The 14,669-nt window shown below is 70.6% G+C and carries 12 protein-coding genes; 2 read left to right on the forward strand and 10 right to left on the reverse strand.

Features of this window, described 5'->3' with window-relative positions; genetic code table 11:
• Window positions 1-51 precede the first annotated feature (51 nt).
• The 3 genes from BIU89_RS02840 to BIU89_RS02850 form a co-directional block, all read right to left on the reverse strand.
• Window positions 52-2,445 carry an ATP-binding cassette domain-containing protein gene (locus BIU89_RS02840; RefSeq protein WP_071244704.1) on the reverse strand — a complete coding sequence of 798 codons (2,394 nt, stop codon included), beginning with the start codon at window positions 2,443-2,445 and terminating at the stop codon, window positions 52-54.
• A 91-nt stretch (window positions 2,446-2,536) separates the two neighbouring features.
• Complete coding sequence (locus BIU89_RS02845) at window positions 2,537-2,989, reverse strand: NUDIX hydrolase (protein ID WP_071244705.1); 453 nt, start codon at window positions 2,987-2,989, stop codon at window positions 2,537-2,539.
• A 10-nt stretch (window positions 2,990-2,999) separates the two neighbouring features.
• Window positions 3,000-3,761 (reverse strand): SDR family oxidoreductase, encoded by a 762-nt coding sequence (locus tag BIU89_RS02850; RefSeq protein ID WP_027465633.1) that lies wholly within the window; start codon window positions 3,759-3,761, stop codon window positions 3,000-3,002.
• Between the two features lie 154 nt (window positions 3,762-3,915).
• Between BIU89_RS02850 and BIU89_RS02855 the strand changes: the two genes are divergently transcribed.
• The gene (locus BIU89_RS02855; protein WP_071244706.1) at window positions 3,916-4,389 is read left to right on the forward strand and encodes an NfeD family protein; all 474 of its coding nucleotides are present in this window, start codon (window positions 3,916-3,918) and stop codon (window positions 4,387-4,389) included.
• Complete coding sequence (locus BIU89_RS02860) at window positions 4,386-5,591, forward strand: SPFH domain-containing protein (RefSeq protein ID WP_071244707.1); 1,206 nt, start codon at window positions 4,386-4,388, stop codon at window positions 5,589-5,591. The genes BIU89_RS02855 and BIU89_RS02860 overlap by 4 nt, the downstream gene beginning before the upstream one ends.
• 72 nt (window positions 5,592-5,663) lie before the next feature.
• On the opposite strand, the gene BIU89_RS02865 is transcribed toward BIU89_RS02860, so the two are convergent.
• The 7 genes from BIU89_RS02865 to BIU89_RS02895 all read right to left on the reverse strand — a co-directional run bounded on the left by BIU89_RS02865 (window position 5,664) and on the right by BIU89_RS02895 (window position 14,634).
• Entirely contained in the window at window positions 5,664-6,014 is a 351-nt protein-coding gene (locus BIU89_RS02865; protein WP_027465636.1) for an RNA polymerase-binding protein RbpA, read from the reverse strand.
• 110 nt (window positions 6,015-6,124) lie between these two features.
• Window positions 6,125-7,717: an apolipoprotein N-acyltransferase gene (lnt, locus tag BIU89_RS02870; RefSeq protein WP_254791465.1), complete on the reverse strand. Its 1,593-nt coding sequence runs from the start codon at window positions 7,715-7,717 to the stop codon at window positions 6,125-6,127.
• An 11-nt stretch (window positions 7,718-7,728) separates the two neighbouring features.
• Complete coding sequence (locus BIU89_RS02875; RefSeq protein ID WP_071244709.1) at window positions 7,729-10,167, reverse strand: DEAD/DEAH box helicase; 2,439 nt, start codon at window positions 10,165-10,167, stop codon at window positions 7,729-7,731.
• Window positions 10,164-10,916 (reverse strand): twin-arginine translocase subunit TatC, encoded by a 753-nt coding sequence (gene tatC / locus BIU89_RS02880; RefSeq protein WP_027465639.1) that lies wholly within the window; start codon window positions 10,914-10,916, stop codon window positions 10,164-10,166. The genes BIU89_RS02875 and tatC overlap by 4 nt, the downstream gene beginning before the upstream one ends.
• 709 nt (window positions 10,917-11,625) lie before the next feature.
• Window positions 11,626-12,597 carry a helix-turn-helix transcriptional regulator gene (locus tag BIU89_RS02885; protein ID WP_071244904.1) on the reverse strand — a complete coding sequence of 324 codons (972 nt, stop codon included), beginning with the start codon at window positions 12,595-12,597 and terminating at the stop codon, window positions 11,626-11,628.
• Window positions 12,590-13,642, reverse strand: coding sequence for a helix-turn-helix transcriptional regulator (locus tag BIU89_RS02890; protein ID WP_035808308.1), 1,053 nt, complete (start codon window positions 13,640-13,642; stop codon window positions 12,590-12,592). The genes BIU89_RS02885 and BIU89_RS02890 overlap by 8 nt, the downstream gene beginning before the upstream one ends.
• Before the next feature lie 71 nt (window positions 13,643-13,713).
• Window positions 13,714-14,634, reverse strand: coding sequence for an FKBP-type peptidyl-prolyl cis-trans isomerase (locus tag BIU89_RS02895; protein ID WP_083404126.1), 921 nt, complete (start codon window positions 14,632-14,634; stop codon window positions 13,714-13,716).
• Window positions 14,635-14,669 lie beyond the last annotated feature (35 nt).

A 14,669-nucleotide genomic window follows, 5' to 3' on the forward strand; every position in this document is an offset into this window, starting at 1 on the left:
CGACCATTGCTGCTCACGATGCGAAGCGCACCACTCACATGTTCCCCCGGCTCAGGCTCCGACGTACGCCGCCAGGTGCTGCCCGGTCAGCGTCGACCGTGCCGCCACGAGCTCGGCGGGCGTCCCCTCGAACACGATCCGCCCGCCGTCGTGACCGGCACCCGGCCCGAGGTCGATGATCCAGTCGGCGTGCGCCATCACGGCCTGGTGGTGCTCGATCACGACGACCGTCCGACCGGCGTCGACGAGCCGGTCGAGCAGGCCGAGCAGCTGGTCGACGTCGGCCAGGTGCAGGCCGGTGGTCGGCTCGTCGAGCACCACGACGCCGCCGCGGTCACCGAGGTGCGTCGCGAGCTTGAGCCGCTGCCGCTCTCCCCCGGACAACGTGGTGAGCGGCTGCCCGATCGTCAGGTACCCGAGCCCCACGTCGGCGAGCCGGGCGAGGATCGTGTGGGCCGCCGGCAGTGCGGGCTCCCCCGCCGCGAAGAACGCCAGCGCGTCGGCAACGGACATGCCGAGCACCTCGCTGATGTCCTTCCCGCCCAGGTGGTACCCGAGCACGGACTGGTCGAACCGCTTGCCGTCGCACTCGACGCAGGGGCTCGCGACGCCCGCCATCATGCCGAGGTCGGTGTACACGACACCGGCACCGTTGCACGCCGGGCAGGCGCCCTCGGAGTTGGCGCTGAACAGTGCAGGCTTCACGCCGTTGGCCTTCGCGAAGGCCTTCCGGATCGGCTCGAGCAAGCCGGTGTACGTCGCCGGGTTGCTCCGCCGCGAGCCACGGATCCCGCTCTGGTCGATGGCGACCACGTCGTCGCGCCGGGCCAGCGACCCGTGGATGAGCGTGCTCTTTCCCGAGCCGGCGACCCCCGTGACGACGGTGAGCACACCCGTGGGGACGTTCACGTCGACGTCGTGCAGGTTGTGGGCCGAGGCACCGCGGATCGCGATCGCCCCGTCCGGACGACGCACCGCGGACTTCACGGTGACGCGGTCGCCCAGGTGCCGACCGGTCACGGTGCCGCTGGCACGCAGCCCGTCGACGGGCCCCTGGTAGCAGAGCGTGCCACCGCCGGATCCGGCACCGGGTCCGAGGTCGACGACGTGGTCGGCGATCGCGATCACCTCGGGCTTGTGCTCGACGACCAGCACGGTGTTGCCCTTGTCGCGCAACCGGACGAGCAGTTCGTTCATCCGCTCGATGTCGTGCGGGTGCAGCCCCGTGCTCGGCTCGTCGAAGACGTAGGTGACGTCACTGAGCGAGGAGCCGAGGTGCTTCACCATCTTCACACGCTGCCCCTCTCCCCCGGACAGCGTGCCGGTGGGGCGGTCGAGCGACAGGTAGCCGAGTCCGATCTCGACGAAGGACTCGAGCAGGTCGCGGAGCCCCTCGAGCAACGGCCCGGCCCCGGGGTCGTCGAGCCCCCGCAGCCAGGTGACGGCATCGGTGATCTGCATCGCGCAGACGTCGGCGATGCTGCGGCCCGCGATCTTGGACGAGCGGGCGGTGTCGTTCAACCGGGTGCCGTCGCAGGCCGGACAGGTCGTGAAGGTCACCGCACGGTCGACGAAGGCGCGGATGTGCGGCTGCATCGCCTCGCGGTCCTTCTGCAGGAACGAGCGCCGGACCCGGTGCACGAGCCCCTCGTAGGTCATGTTGATGCCAGCGATCTTCTGCTTCGTCGGCTCGCGGTACAGGAAGTCCTGCCGCTCTTGCTCGGTGAAGTCACGGATCGGGGTGTCCCGGTCGAAGTAGCCCGACTCGGCGTACAGCCGCACGTTCCACCCGTCGGTCCCGTACCCGGGGATCGTGAGCGCGCCGTCCCCGAGCGACTTCGTGTCGTCGAACAGCTGCGTCAGGTCGATGTCGTTCACCATCCCCCGACCCTCGCAGTCGGCGCACATGCCGCCGAGCCGGGTGAAGGAGACCTTCTGGGCCTTCGCGTCCGCTCCCTTCTGCACCGTGATCGCTCCCCCGGCCGTCACGGTGGCGAGGTTGAACGAGAACGCGTTCGGCCCCCCGATGTGCGGTCGACCGAGCCGGCTGAACAGCACACGCAGCATCGCGTTCGCGTCCGTCGCGGTGCCGACGGTGGAGCGCGGGTCGGCACCGATGCGCTCCTGGTCGACGACGATCGCGGTGGTCAGGCCGTCGAGCAGGTCGACGTCCGGACGCGCGAGCGAGGGCATGAACCCCTGCACGAACGCGCTGTAGGTCTCGTTGATCATCCGCTGCGACTCGGCGGCGACGGTGCCGAACACCAGCGAGCTCTTGCCCGAGCCGGAGACCCCGGTGAACACCGTCAGCCGCCGCTTCGGCAGGTCCACGTCGACGTCGCGCAGGTTGTTCGCGCGGGCACCGCGCACCCGGATCCGGTCGTGCCGGTCGGCAGGGTGCGCGTCGGCGCCGGTGGGGTCGTCGTCGACCGGATCGGTGTGCATGCGGGTCAGCGTACCGATGGGAGGCCCGTGGCGGGGCCGCCACGGGCCTCCCGTCCGGTCCTGGGTCGGCCCTCAGGCCGTGGTGCAGTGCTCAGGCGCCGTGTCGGCGCACCAGGTCCGGCAGCTCGGCGGGTTCGAACTCCTCGTCGGTCGCGTCGAGTTCCTCGGCGGTCCACCACCGCGAGGCGAGGATGTCGACGCGCTCGTCGTCGGTCCACTCGGCGTCGGACAGCTCGAAGCCGGGCGTGCGGACGACGTAGAACTCGGCGTGCCCGCGGTCGTGGTCGGCGAGGTCCCACTCGACGGTGAAGTCCCAGGACCACACCGGCTCGCCGGGTTCGTCGATGACGATCCCGGTCTCCTCGCGCAGCTCGCGGATCGCGGCGTCGCGGTGGGACTCCCCCGGGTCGACCCCGCCACCCGGCGTGATCCAGCGGTGGGCACCGTCCGACGAGGGCGACTTCGTGTCCATCAGGAACACGCGGCCCTCGGGGTCGAGCAGCAGGATGCGGGAGGTGCGGCGCAGGCCGGGGTTGGCGGTCACCCGCCCGACGTTAGCCGACGAAGCCGCTGACGTCGCCGACCAGCTTGGTGTGGTCGGCGGGGATCGGCTCGACGGCGGCCAGGGCGATCTCGGCCGCGAACTCGGACACGCTGTAGAGCTTGCCGACCTCCTGCCGACGACCCTCGATCGCGCCGGGGTTCAGGCGGTTCAGCAGCGTCGCGGTGATCGTGCCCTCGATCATGTCGCCGGAGACGACGACGAACTCGATGCCGGCGGCCTCGAGCTGCGGGATGAGCTCGCGGAGGGCGAGTTCTCCGGCGCGCTTGCTCTTGGCGACCGGGACGTACTCGTCCATCGTCTCGGCGGTCTCGACGAAGTGGGCCTGGTGGCTCGTGACGAACACCACGCGGGACCCGGCGGGCATGTGCGGCACGGCGGTCTGCAGCATGTCGACCTGCGCGTCGCGGTTCAGGCGGAGCGCGTAGTCCTCACCGACGCCGGACTCCATGCCGCCGGAGGCGTTCAGCACGAGCAGGTCGATGCCGCCCCACTCCTGGACGACGGTGTCGACGAGGGCCTGCACGGAGGCGTGCTCGGTGAGGTCGGCTCCGACGGCCAGGGCGGAACCGCCCGCCTCGACGATCTTCTCGGCGATCTGCTCCGCGCGCTTGGCCTTGTTGCGGTAGTTCACGACGACCTTCGCACCGGCCTCGGCGAGGTACCCGACGGTGTCGGCGCCGATGCCACGGGACGAACCGGTGACGACGGCGCGCTTGTCGGTGAGGGATCCGGGGGCGAGGGGGTTGCTCACAGTCGTGTTCTCCAGGTCTGGTTCCGGCCGGTCGGGCGCACCGAGCCTACCAATCGCCTGCACGAGGGTCGGACGGCCCTGATATGTTGAACGGAGTTGTACCGGCTGTCGCGACGCAGCGAGCCGCCGCGCGCGACCGAGGGAGGGAGATCGCGTGAACGGAATCGATTGGATCCAGAGCACCGTCTGGATCGGCCTGGTGTTGCTCCTGGGCGTGGTCGAGATCTTCACCCTCGACTTCATCTTCATCATGCTCGCGGCGGGTGCCGCCGGCGGGTTGATCGCCGCGTTGCTCGGCGCCCCGTGGTGGCTGTCCGCCATCGTCGCCGCGGTCGCCGCCCTCGTGCTGCTGTCGCTCGTCCGGCCGCGCCTGCTCGTGGCGCTCGGCCGCGGTGCCGACCCGCACCGCACCAACGTCGAGGGGCTCATCGGGCTCGCCGGCACGGTCGCGGTCGCCTTCACCTCCTCCAGTCCTGGTCAGGTGCGCCTGGCCAACGGCGAGACCTGGAGTGCGCGGTTCGCCGCGGACTCCGTCGACCGCACACCGCCACTCGGGACCCCCGTGGTCGTCGAGTCGATCGAGGGGTCGACCGCGGTCGTGCGCCTCGCAGAAAGGGCCACCTCGTGACCAGCATCTCCCCGGGGACGATCGCACTGCTCGTGCTCATCCTCGTCGTCGTCATCTTCGTGATCGTCGTCCTGGCGAAGGCGATCCGGATCGTTCCCCAGGCCACCGCGGGGATCGTCGAGCGACTCGGCAAGTACCACAAGACCCTCAACCCGGGCCTGAACCTCCTGGTGCCGTTCATCGACCGCCTGCGGCCGCTGCTCGACATGCGTGAGCAGGTCGTCTCGTTCCCGCCGCAGCCCGTGATCACCGAGGACAACCTGGTGGTCTCGATCGACACCGTCGTCTACTTCCAGGTGACCGACGCCCGTGCCGCGACGTACGAGATCGCGAACTACCTCGGCGCCGTCGAGCAGCTCACCACCACCACGCTCCGCAACGTCGTCGGTGGCCTGAACCTCGAAGAGGCGCTGACCAGCCGCGACAACATCAACGGCCAGCTCCGCGTCGTCCTCGACGAGGCGACGGGCAAGTGGGGCATCCGTGTCGGCCGAGTCGAGCTCAAGGCGATCGAGCCGCCCGTGTCCATCCAGGACGCCATGGAACAGCAGCTCCGTGCCGAGCGCAGCCGTCGTGCCGCGATCCTGCAGGCCGAGGGCACCAAGCAGTCCCAGATCCTCGAGGCCGAGGGGCAGCGGCAGGCCGCGATCCTGGCCGCCGAGGGTGACGCCAAGGCACAGGTGCTCCGCGCCGAGGGTGAAGCCCAGGCCATCGCGACGGTGTTCGAGGCCATCCACACCGGTGACCCGGACGAGAAGCTGCTCTCCTACCAGTACCTGCAGACCCTGCCGAAGATCGCCGAGGGCACGTCGAACAAGCTCTGGATGATCCCGAGCGAGTTCACCGAGGCCCTGTCCGGCATCGCGAAGGGCTTCAGTGCCAGCCGCGGTGGCGGTGGTGCCGGTCCGATCGGCGGCGCTGCCGGCGGGACGGACTTCCTGTCCCGGATCTCGAAGCTCGCGAACGAGAGCCTGGCGAACACCGCAGCCGCGGACACCACGATGCCGCGCGCGGATGCCACTGCCGCGGACATCGTCCCCGAGTCCGACCTCGACGCACGCCTGGCCGAGTCGAACCGCAGTGTCGACGCACACCTGGCGGCCGCCGACGATGCCACCGCCGAGCAGGTCGAGGACACTCCGCCCACGCCGGGCGACGACGCCTCCGGTCACCGGACCAGCGACGGTTCCGGTCGGCGCTGACACTCCGGCACGGACGAACGACGACGCCCGCCCCGGGGAACCGGGGCGGGCGTCGTCGTGTGTTCGGTGGGGTCAGGCGCCGCGTCGTGCGCGGAGGACCTGCAGGCGCTCTTCGAGGAGCTCCTCGAGTTCCTCGCGCGAGCGGCGCTCGAGCAGCATGTCCCAGTGGGTGCGGGGTGCCTTCACGTCCTCTTCGGCAACCTCGACGGGGATCCCGTCGTCACCGAGCAGCCGGCCCTCACGGCCGGAGCGGGGCTCGGACCACGTCTGCGGGACGTCCGCGTCAGCGGAGAAGACGATGTCGAACGTCTCACCCGAATCCGTCTGGTAGACCGCACGCTTGCGATCCGAGAGCTCGACGCCCTCTTCGCTCTGGAGACTCTGACTCCCGAGCCGCATGCCGCGGAGACTCCGATCAGCCATGTGTGTGCTCCTCTCGCTCGTCTGCCCTCCACAACACTGTCCCACGCCCCATCAATCCCGTACCGGCGCATTCACAGTCCGTTCCCAGTGGCTGGGCGCGGCGAGTCGGTTCAGGAGCGGGTTCGACGACCCCAGGGAGCGCAGGCGAGGAGCACGAGGAGTCCGCCGAGGGAGAGCAGGAGCGTGATCGAGCCGGACAGGATCGACGCAGGGGTGGTGGACGTGCCGAGCGGCACATCGGTCACCATCGAGGTCGCGGTGTACTCCGGTACCCGGTCGATCGTGCGACCGCTCGGGTCGATGACCTGCGACGCTCCGACGGTCGAGATGTTCACGAGCGACCGACCGGTCTCGATGGCCCGCATCCGTGCGATCTCGAGCTGCTGCAGGTTCTCGTCGGTGCCCGAGAAGTCGGCGTTGTTCGTCTGCGCGAGGATCACCTGCGCTCCCCCGCGCACCATGTCGGCGGTCAGCCCGTCGTCGACGATGTCGAAGCAGATCGAGATGCCGGCACGGATCCCCGCCACCGACAGGACGTTCGGCTTCGTCCCCGGCGTGTAGTCGCGCTGCAGCAGTCCGATCAGGGTCGGCGCGAGCTTGGAGAAGAACCAGCGGTCGGGCACGTACTCACCGAACGGCACCGGGCGCTTCTTGTCGTAGGACGACTGCCAGCCGTCGGCGGTCCACACGAACGACGTGTTGTGCAGCACCCCCGACTGGGTCTGCGTGATGGCACCCGCCACGATCGGGGCGTCGAGCGACCCCACCACCGAGTCGAGAGCGGACGCGATGACCGGCTGCTGACGCGGGTCGTACTCCGCACCGGCCTCGGGCCACACGACGAGGTCGACCCCCTTCGCGTCCACGTCCGTCGCCGCGACCTGCGCAGCCAGGACGTCGCCGGGCTCCGCACGGTCGAAGTACCCCGCGGGTCCGTTGCCCTGCACCGCCTCGACCCGGATCGTGCCGCTCGTCGCCGTCGGCCAGGCGGGCACGGCCAGGACTGCCGCGACCAGCAGCCCCGCCGTGGCCACCCGGACGGGCAGCCGGCGCGTGACGCCCGGCACACGGGGTGCCACGAGCGCGAGCGACACCACGACCGCGACGCAGTACACGACGACGAACGTCAGGCCGAGGACACCGACGTACGCGGCCACGTGCGCGAACGGCCCCTGCGACTGCGACAGGCCGACGCGCCCCCAGGCGAAACCACCGTACGGCCAGCTCCCCGAGAACCACTCGCGTCCGGTCCAGAGTGCGGCGACGACGGCCGGGAGGCCCCACACGCGTCCGGCGGTCGAGGGCACCACGCGCGCGACCCAGCGGTACGCCAGGGCGATGGCGACGCTGCCGAGTGCGAAGAACGCGGCTTCGAGCAGGGCGAGTGCGAACCACGGGACCGGGCCCAGGTACCGACCGGCCCACGAGATGGCCGGGATCCAGAACGCCGCGCCGGCGAGGTAGCCGATCCACGCCGCGCGCCGCGCCCGCTGTCCCATCACCGCGAGCAGCATGCAGGCGAGTGCCGGGTAGGCGAGGAACCACCACCCGGGCGACGGGAACGCGAGGGCGAAGAGGATCCCGCCGATGACGGCCAACGGCAGCGCGGTGCCGAGCGGCAACGCGGCGAACGGGCCGGTCGCGACCGCCCCGCGGCCGACGCGCGCGGGCAGCCCGCGCACACTGGTCTCCGGAACCCGCACCGTGCCTCCAGTCAGACCGCCGCGTAGGCGACGATGCCGCGGCGAACCGCGTCCGTCGCCCGTCGGGCGGTCTGGGCGAGCTCGTCGTCGCCGGCGTTCCGGATCTGGTCGAGCAGGTCGATGACCTGCTTCGACCAGCGCACGAAGTCGCCAGCCGGCAGGTCGAGGGTGCGGAGGACGTCGTCGAGGGCCGAGCCCGAGGCCCAGCGGAACATGCCGACCGCCATCGCCGGGGTCGGCGGCTGCGAACCGGCCAGACGCGCCGCTCGCTCGATGTCGTCGAGGCGCGACCAGATGGTCAGTGTCTCGTCGAGCGCGGGGCGGAACGCACCGCGGGGCAGGGCGTGCTCCGTGCCGGGAGCGTCCTCGCGGCGGGGCTGGTAGATGATCGTCGCGGCCATGGCGGCGAGCTGCGCCGGGGTGAGGTCCTTCCAGACCCCCGCCTCGAGGCACTCGGCGACGAGCAGGTCGCGGTCACCGTAGATGCGCTGCAGGCGACGGCCACCCGCGGCCACCGTGGCTTCGCCGTTGCCGGCGTCCACCAGGTAGCCGAGCTCGAGCAGGACCTCGGTGACGCGGTCGAACGTCGTCGCGACGGCACCCGTGCGGGACCGGATCTGCTGGACGAGCTTGTCGTTGGCGCGCTTGAGCTTCCACCAGCGCTCGGACCAGCGGGCGTGCGCCTCGCGTTCGGGGCAGGCGTGGCAGGGGTGGCGCTGCAGCTGGCGGCGGACCGCCGTGATCGCGGCCTGACGTTCCTGGCGGGCGCCGTGCGACGCCTCGCGACCGCCGGGCACGTTCGTGCGCTCGAGGTCGGAGAGCTCACGACGGAGCGCCGAGTACTCGGTGAAGTCGCCGAGGTGGCACTGCATCGCCTCGCGGTAGCCGTCGAGGGACTCCTGCTGCGAGCGGACCTTGCGGGCGAGGTCGACCACCGACCGGTCGGCCTGGAACTGGGCGAACGACGTCTCGAGGACCTCGCGCGTGCGCTGCCGGCCGAACTGGTCGATCAGGTTGACGGCCATGTTGTAGGTCGGCTTGAACGACGAGTTGAGCGGGTACGTGCGACGGCTGGCCAGCGACGCGACGGCCTGCGGGTCGAGCCCGTCGGTCCACTGGATGACCGAGTGCCCCTCGACGTCGATGCCACGACGACCGGCACGACCGGTGAGCTGCGTGTACTCCCCCGGCGTGATCGGCACACGGGCTTCGCCGTTGAACTTCTCGAGCTTCTCGAGCACGACCGTGCGCGCCGGCATGTTCACGCCGAGTGCCAGGGTCTCGGTGGCGAACACGACCTTGAGGAGCTTGCGCTGGAAGAGGTTCTCGACGACCTCCTTGAAGGCGGGGAGCAGGCCGGCGTGGTGCGCCGCGACCCCGCGCTCGAGCCCTTCGAGCCACTCCCAGTAGCCGAGCACGGCCAGGTCTTCGTCGAGCAGGGTGCGGCAGTGGTACTCCGCCGTCTCGCGGATCTCGTTGCGCTCCTGCACCGTCGTCAGGGACAGGCCCGAGCGCAGGACGTTGCGGACGCCCTGGTCGCAGCCGTTGCGGCTGAACACGAAGAAGATCGCGGGCAGGAGCATCCGCTCGTCGAGCATGTGCGCGATCTGTTCGCGGTGCACCTTCTCGGTGCGGGGCCCGCGACGCTCGGGGTAGCCACCACGACCGCGCCGACCGCGGTGGCCGCCGCCGTTCCGCTCACTCCGGGAACCGCCGCCGACCATGCGGAGCAGTTCCGGGTTCACGCGGTTCGTCGCCGCGGCACCGCTCGAGTCGAACAGGTCGACCATCTTCGAACCGACCAGGACGTGCTGCTCGAGCGGCACCGGGCGGTCTTCGGAGACGATGACGTCCGTGTCGCCGCGGACGGTCTGCAGCCAGTCGCCGAACTCCTCGGCGTTGGACACCGTCGCGCTGAGCGAGACCAGGCGGACCTCGGTCGGCAGGTGCAGGATGACCTCTTCCCACACGGCACCGCGGAACCGGTCGGCGAGGTAGTGCACCTCGTCGAGGACCACCCAGGCGAGGTCGTCGAGCAGGTCCGAGTCCGCGTAGATCATGTTCCGGAGCACCTCGGTGGTCATCACGACGACGCGGGCACGGGGGTTCACGTTCGTGTCACCGGTGAGCAGCCCGACCTCGGACTCACCGTAGACGTCGACGAGCTCGGCGTACTTCTGGTTGCTGAGCGCCTTCATCGGCGTCGTGTAGAACACCTTCGCCGTCGGCTGGCGCATGGCGAGCCAGATGGCGAACTCGGCCACGATGGTCTTGCCGGCGCCGGTCGGGGCGGCGACCAGGACGCTGCGGCCCTGGTCGAGCGAGTCGCATGCGGCGAACTGGAACGGGTCGAGGTCGAACCGCAGGTCCGTCCGGAAGAGCTCGAGGTTGCGCGACCGGTTGCGCACCTTGGCCGCGGCGAACCGCTCGGCCGCACTCGTGCCGCTCACAGGCCGTACTCCTCGTCGAGCTTCGCCTGGCGCTTGGCCAGACGGCGGTCGTGGAGCCACGCGATGAAGCAGGCCGCGATGTAGAGCACCACCATCGGGACGGCGAGCAGGAACATCGAGATGACGTCGGCGCTCGGGGTCACGATGGCGCAGAAGACCAGGATACAGAGGATCGCGACGCGCCAGCTCTTGATGATCGCGGACGCCGACAGCACGCCGACGAAGTTCAGCAGGACGAGGAAGACCGGCAGGACGAAGGCGATGCCCACCGCGACGATGAGCTTGATGACGAAGTCGTAGTACGCCTTCGCATCGACGATCGAGGTGTCCTGGCTCGACACGAAGCTGCCGAGGATGCCGACCACGTGCGGCAGGATGTACCACCCGAAGTAGCACCCGGCGAAGAACAGCGGGATCGCGGTGCCGAGGAAGCCCCAGACGTACTGCCGCTCACGCCGGACGAGCGCGGGCACGATGAACGCCCAGATCTGGTAGAGCCAGACGGGGCTGGCGATGACGATGCCGATGGTGATCGCGATCTGCAACTTGAGGTCGAACGCCCCGGTGATCATCGGGAAGTTCAGCTCGGCCGTGTGTCCGCCGACCTTGGCGAGCTCGGTCACCGGTGCCCGCAGCGAGTCGAGCACCCACGGGGTGAGGAACCAGCCGCCGATCGCACCGACGACGATCGCCACGACTGCGCGGAAGAGCCGGTTGCGCAGCTCGATGAGGTGCTGCCCGAGCGACATGCGGCCTTCGGCGTCGGTCTTCTGGCGCCCCTGCCGCTTCGCTCGCCCGCGCGCGGTCGTCGAAGCCATGTGCTCGATCTTACGGGGTCGGGACCGACAGTCCGCCGGGGGTCGGCGCGGCCGCGTGGCGGGTGGGCGGGGGGGGGGGGGGGGTTGGGCGCTAGCGGGTTCGGGCGTCCCTGGCGAGATCGGGCGTACCGACCGAGATCGGGCGTACCTGGCGAGATCGGGCGTACCTGCCGAGATCGGGCATAGGTGGTCGGATCAACACACCAGGTACGCCCGGAACGACCAGGTACCCGAAGTCCACCGTGCGAGATCGGGCGTACCAGGCGGAAGCGGGCGTACCTGGCGAGTTCGGGCGTACCTGGCGAGATCAGGCATACCTGGTCAGAGCAACACACCAGGTACGCCCGGAACGACCAGGTACCCGAAGCCCACCGTCCATGATCGGGCGTACCCGGCGGGATCGGGCATACCTGGTCAGAGCAACACACCAGGTACGTCCAGAACGACCAGGTACCCGAAGCCCACCCTGCGCGAGCGGGCGTACATGGCGAGATCGGGCGTACCTGGCGAGATCGGGCATACCTGGTCAGAGCAACACACCAGGGACGCCCGGAACGACCAGGTACCCGAAGCCCACCGTTCAGGATCGGGCGTACCTGGTCGGAACGTGCAGTGCTCGGAGGCGCCGCAGCGGCAGACCTCAGCCCGCAGCGAGGGCCGCGGCCGCGAAGTCGCGCACGGCGTCACGGGCCGCGGGCGGGTCGAGCACCACGGCGCGACCCGGCAACCCCGCGACGAGCCGGACCACGCCGTCGAACCCGTGCGACGCCGCGAGCCGGATGCGCACACGACCGTCACCGTCGGGCGCGTCGGCGGTGTCGGACAGGAAGTCGGCGACCAGGGGCAGCGACGTCGAATCGAGTTCCACCGTGACGATGACGTCGTCGGCAGCCTGCTGGAACAGCGTGTCCGGGATCACGACCTGGTCGATGGTCTTCTCGGCCGGGCGGTCGTCGACGCGCGCCTCCGACATCCGGTCGAGCCGGAACGTCCGGAGCGCCTGCCGGTCGAGGTCCCAGGCGCGCAGGTACCAGTCGGTGTCGATGGACTCGACCCGGAGCGGATCGACCCGTCGGGTCCCGCCCTGGGTCCGCGGTCCGGCGTACTCGAAGACCAGGCCGCGGCCGTCGGACATCGCCCGGCGGATGGTGGCGAGGGCGACGTCGTGCAGGTCCTGCCCGACGGCGACGGTCGACGCCGCTCCCCCGGCACCGCGGGACAGCTTGGCCATGAGCGCGCGGATGGCGTCACGGTCGGCGGCCTCGGGCAGCGCGGACAGGTACTGCAGGCCGGCGATGAGCGCCGACGCTTCACGAGCCGACAGACGCGGTGAGTCGTCGATCGCCACCAGGTTGGTCAGCACGATCATGTCGTTCTGGTCGAAGTCGTCCCAGGCGATGTCGAACAGGTCACCGTGCTGGTACTGCATCGTCTCGCCGGGCACCCCGGACACCGCGATGAGTTCGACGGCGCGCCGGATCCGGGCCTCGGGCACACCGAAGTGCCGAGCGGCCTCGGCCACCGAGACCCGCTCGCGGTCGATCAGGTACGGCACCAGGGCGAGCAGGAACGCGAGCTTGTCCTGCGCCTGCAGGGGTTGGGCGTCAGCCACGAACGGGGTCCTCTCCGGGGGCTGCGGCACGATCGTCGTCGGTGTGGTCGCGCACGAGTGCACGGAGGCGCTCGTCGACCCGTGCCCGCAGGTCGTCGGGCTCGAGCACCCGGACCTCGGGCCCGAAGGCGGCGAGTTCCTCGGCGAGGATCTGCGGGTCGACGTGGTGCAGCACGAGCGCGCCGTCGGCGTCGGTCTCGGTGTCGCGGCGACGGGTCAGTCGGCGTTCGGCGTCGGAACCCGGCGTCACGGCGATGCGCGCGGTGCGCTCGGCCCAGATCCGCTCGAGTTCGGCGAGGGTGCGCTCCCCCGCGCCGACGGGAGCGGTGTGCTGCCCGACCTCGTACTGGGTGACGGGTCCGACGATGCGGGCCAGCAGGTAGTTCTTGTCCGAGTCCGTCGCGAACTCGTGGGCGGCGAGCATCCACCGGCCGCCGTGCTGCACCAGGGCGAGTGGAGCCACTTCGCGCCGACGGGCGTCGTGCTGGCCCGGCGTGATGTAGTCGAAGCGCACGGCTGCACCGCGGTCGAGCGCGGAACGGAGCGGCTCGAACGAGGCATCACGGGCGCGGAGCCGTGGGGCGTACGCGTCGACCCCGAGCTGCAGGGCACCGTCGTCGTCCTCGGCACCGGCCGAGCGGACCTTCAGCAGGCCACGACGGGAGTCGGCGGACAGTGCGCCTTCGCGCCAGGCCATCGCGGCCAGGGAGAGCAACGCGGATTCGTCCGGGGTGAATCGGACGTCGACGGGCAGGTCGTACTCGCCCTTCGGGATCCGGTACCGGAGAGTCTGGTTGTTGCCCGCGGCACCCGGGGTCTCGATGGTCTCGAGGGGGATGCCGAGCTCGCGGACGTCGTCCTTGTCGCGTTCGAACTGGCGCTCGAGCGAGGCGTTGTCGCCACCGGTCGAGAACCGCTGCCGGTACCCCTGCACGTTGGCCAGGATCTCGGCCTTGGTCAGCCCGGACTCCGTCGAGAGCAGCGCGAGCACGAGGCTGAACAGCCGCTCCTCGGCGGGCACACGGGGCACACGGGTCGCTGGCACGAGCCGATCCTACGGCAGCGCGGGTGCACCGGAGTGCACCCGCGCCGCGGTCCGTGGACGGTCGGACCGGGTCAGTTCGAGATCGCCCCGAGGACGTCGATCACGTACGCGTACGCGGTCCCCTGCTGGTTGACGATGGCCAGGACCTGGTCGCCGACGTGGTGCCCGACGATCGCGGTCCGGACGCCTTCGTCGACCTGGCCCTTGGTGAGCGGGATGGCCTGCGCGCCGGAACCGTCGGTCCAGCTGGAGCCGGCGACGGACGGGTCGGCACCCCAGGTGACGGCGGTGTACTTGATGACCGCGGTGTCCTTCGCGGTGAGCTCGCGACCGTCGCCCTTGCGGAGCAGGTGCGTCTCGTTCGACTTGGGGGCGCTCCACGACGGGATCGTGATGCCGGGGGCGCCGGACGGTGCGAGCACCACGGCCGGCATCTTGTCGCCGGCGAGCTGCGGGGTGCCGGTGGCGCGGGCGTCGAACGCGCGCTTGACGTCGATGACGGCGATCACGGCGTCCTCGGTCTTCTTCGACGAGGAGCTGGCACCGGTGCCGCCGGTGCTGCTCAGGGCGCTCTTCGGCAGGGCCACCGCCAGGCGGTCGCCGACGCGGGCGCACTGCAGCGAGGCACCGAGGGCCCCGTAGTTGCTCGCACCGGCGGTGATCGGTGCCGTCTGGCCCGAGTAGCCGCTCGTCTGGGCGACCTCGCCCGTGGAGCCGTCGACCAGGGTGTACTCGACCAGGACGGGGGTGCCGTCGTCGATCGTGCGACCGCTGCCCTGCTTCAGCACGGACACCTGGGTGCCCTTGGTGGTCAGGCCCTTCGGCACGTTGACCTTCGGCTCCGAGCCGAACTTGCCGGTGGCGGTCACCGCTTCGGACGCGGCGCCGGGAGCGGCACAGCTCGAGGGCGTGGTGCCGGCACCGTTCGAGGCGCAGGCGGTGAGCGACACCGCGAGACCGATGGTGACCAGGAGTGCGGGGATGGTGCGCACGGACCCTCTTTCCGTTCGATGCAGGACGGGCACGC

Source organism: Curtobacterium sp. MCBA15_005 (assembly GCF_001864855.1).
GTDB lineage: Bacteria > Actinomycetota > Actinomycetes > Actinomycetales > Microbacteriaceae > Curtobacterium > Curtobacterium flaccumfaciens.